2 protein-coding genes and 1 pseudogene are annotated in these 2147 nt (G+C 76.6%); 2 read left to right on the top strand and 1 reads right to left on the bottom strand.

Translation table 11 applies throughout. The annotated features are described in order from the left end of the window. A partial coding sequence (locus tag ADY59_RS47140; RefSeq protein WP_231619251.1) for an NAD(P)-dependent oxidoreductase occupies positions 1 to 965 on the bottom strand: 965 nt, incomplete at its 3' end. Between the two features lie 58 nt (positions 966 to 1023). Between ADY59_RS47140 and ADY59_RS47135 the strand changes: the two genes are divergently transcribed. Both ADY59_RS47135 and ADY59_RS47130 read left to right on the top strand, forming a co-directional pair. Continuing rightward, on the top strand, positions 1024 to 1983 hold the full coding sequence (locus tag ADY59_RS47135) for a LysR family transcriptional regulator (protein ID WP_231619250.1): 960 nt from the start codon (positions 1024 to 1026) through the stop codon (positions 1981 to 1983). Then, positions 1962 to 2147: pseudogene (locus ADY59_RS47130) on the top strand (anthranilate synthase component I family protein); the annotation flags it as partial. The gene ADY59_RS47135 and the pseudogene ADY59_RS47130, both read left to right, overlap by 22 nt.

Genomic DNA, 2147 nt, shown 5'->3' with positions numbered 1-2147 from the left:
GGGTGCTGGGCAGCCCCGACGGCTACCTGGTGGGCCGTTCGTTCCCGCTGCTGGTGGACGTGTCGCGGCGGGCGGCGTTCCGCTCGCACCTGACGTCGGTGCTGCAGACGGGGCAGGCGGCGGCGGTCGGGACGCGGCCGGGGCACCCGGGGCGGGGGCACACCGTGGAGCTGCCGGCGGCCCGGGTGCCGGTTTGGGGCGGGGCCCGGGCGGAGGTGGCCGTCGATCGCGGTCACGTCGCGCTCGCCCAGGCCGGCCGCCTCGGCCTCGCGCAGGCGGCGCAGGGCCGCCCCCGCCATCGAGGCGCCCTCCCACGCCGCCAGGTCCAGGTCCTTGGCCGCCAGGCCGAGCGCGTAACGGGTCCCGGGGGCGGGCGCCGCCAGCCGCCCGGCCAGCTCGCCGAGCGGCGTGCCCGCCAGCACCGCGGCGAGCGCGTCCCGTTCCACGCCGTGCGCCTCGCCGTACGCGAACGTCTCCGCGAGCAGCACCTGGGCGGGCACGAGCGCGCTCATGACGGCGAGCTTCAGCGCCGCCCCCGCGCCCAGCGGCCCGAGCTCCCGCACGGTGCCGAACACCGCCAGCACCTCGCGCACGGCCGTCACGTCACCGCCGGCCAGCACGGTGAGCGTGCCGTCGGTGGCCGGGGCGACGCTGCCGAGCACCGGCGCGTCCACCAGGGCCACCTCCGGCGGCAGCAGCGCGCGCAGCTCGCGGACGGCGTCCGGGCCGATCGTGGACATCTCCACCACCGTCGTGCCCGGCCGCAGCCCCGCCAGCGCCGCCGTCAGCACCTCGCGCACCGCGTCCGGGTCGCGCAGCATCGTGATGACCAGGTCCGCCCCGGCCACCGCCTCGGCGGGCGAGAGCCCGGTCCCGCGCCGCCACGTCGTCACCTCGTGCCCGGCATCCGTGAGCCGCCGGGCCATGGGGACGCCCATGCGTCCCTGTCCAAGAAATGCAATCACGTCCCTCATTGAAGGGGTTCGCACGGTATTCCACCACCGACTAGATTGCATGTCAGCCATGCCTGATACGAATGCCTTCGACACCGACACCGACACCGACACCGACGCCCTGCGCCTGTTCGACACGGGCGTCCTGCGCCTGTTCGACGAGGTGGCCAGGAGCGGATCGTTCACCGCCGCCGCCGAGCTCCTCGGCTGCACCCAGTCGGCCGTCTCCCGGCGCGTCGCCGCCCTGGAGCTGGCCGCCGGCGGGCCGCTGTTCGAGCGGCTGCCCCGGGGCGTGCGGCTCACCCCCGCCGGGGCCGTGCTGCACCGGCACGCCGCCGCGGTGCTCGACCGGCTCGACCGGGCGGGCGAGGAACTGGCCGCGATCCACGGCGGCAGCGGCGGGACGCTGCGCGTCGGCGCGTTCGCCACCGCCAACGCCGACCTGCTGCCCACGACCCTCAAACGCTTCGCCGATCTGCGGCCGGGAGTCGAGCTGCGGCTCGTCGAAGGGCTCAGCCCCCGGCTCACCGACCGGCTCCAGGCCGGGGCGCTGGACGTCGCCGTGATCAGCGACTACCCGGCGGGGCTGCCGGGCGACGGCGGCGGCCGCGTCACGCACCTGCGCGACGACCGGCTGCTGGTCGCGCTGCCGCAGGGGCACCGGCTGGCCGGCGAGGACGCCGTCGACCTGCGCGATCTGGCCGGCGAGCGGTGGATCGAGGCGGCGCCGCGCGGCCAGCCGACGCTGCTCACCGCCGCCTGCGCCGCTGCCGGGTTCACGCCGCGCGGCGGGCTGCGGGTGGCCGAGTGGTCGGGCAAGTTCGGCTGCGTGGCGGCCGGGCTCGGCGTCTCCCTCGTCCCCGAGCTGGCGGCGCGCGCGGTCCCCGCCGGGCTGGTCCTGCGCCCGCTCAAAGGGGTGATGCCCGTGCGCAAGGTGTACGCTGCCCTGCCCGAAGTGCCGCTGCCCGCCGCGCTGGAGTTTGTCCGAATGCTGGGAGAATGGGAAGCGTGTACGGCTTCGCCCACCTGAACAACAGGCTCGCCACCGGGTTGCGTGACGTGACGACCGACCTGGCCGCGCTCGACGGCGAAGGCTGGTGGGCCGTCGTGGTCGGCTTCGAGGGCAAGGTCACCTGCGCCCGCTTCGACCAGGTGCGCCGCGCGCCGCTGCCCCGCCAGGGCGCGCACTGGCGG

It is taken from the genome of Nonomuraea sp. SBT364 (genome assembly GCF_001083785.1).
Classification (GTDB): Bacteria; Actinomycetota; Actinomycetes; order Streptosporangiales; family Streptosporangiaceae; genus Nonomuraea.
Note: the sequence above shows the minus strand (reverse complement) of the source record. Positions and strands in the feature narration are given on the sequence as shown.

What these genes read in the sequence shown, in the direction of transcription:
- ADY59_RS47135 (WP_231619250.1), top strand. Translation starts at nt 1,024, where the DNA reads ATGCCTGATACGAATGCCTTCGACACCGACACCGACACCGACACCGAC.